The sequence below is a fragment of the Pseudomonas sp. P5_B2 genome, from assembly GCF_056400445.1.
Window position 1 is genome coordinate 1 of record NZ_JBFULH010001485.1, and the last position, 550, is coordinate 550.

1 pseudogene is annotated in these 550 nt (G+C 49.3%); it reads right to left on the reverse strand.

Annotated elements, in window-relative coordinates:
• Positions 1–451 (reverse strand): annotated as a pseudogene (locus AC1DRJ_RS31965) (cupin domain-containing protein); the annotation flags it as partial.
• Between the last annotated feature and the right edge of the window lie 99 nt (positions 452–550).

A 550-nucleotide genomic window follows, 5' to 3' on the forward strand; every position in this document is an offset into this window, starting at 1 on the left:
GAGCTCTTGTCGATCACCCAATTGCATATCCGCGTAATCAAACCCTGGCGACACTGCTTCACTGATCAGACGCGAATCGCGACGATCCCTTCATAAGCCGCGAAGCTTTCCAAACACCGCCAGGTACATGCAGTTGTAAACATTCTCCCGCGATGACATCGCTGCCCATCATGACGGTCTCCAATGTGCCGTCCGGGGAAATCAGCGAGCACTCAATGGCATCGCCCAGATGATAGTAATGAACGATGTCGGACTGGTTCATATGGAAATGGCCGACGGGAGAATCTTCCGTTAACAAATAGTAAATCGACGTCATCCGGTAACGCTGGCCGCCGGTCGTTGTGATCATATCGTCTGACTGATACGTTCTGCGGTAGTAGCCGCCTTCCACATGGGGCTCAAGATCAAGTGCTACGACAAGTTCTTTAATGGAGGGTGTTTTCAACGCCACCTCAACAACCTCTAATTGGTCAGATCAAAGCATTTAGCAGCATATTCGCGTCATTTAGCGACATAGCTCAACTAAACATCTATTTAGTCGAGCTAAGTT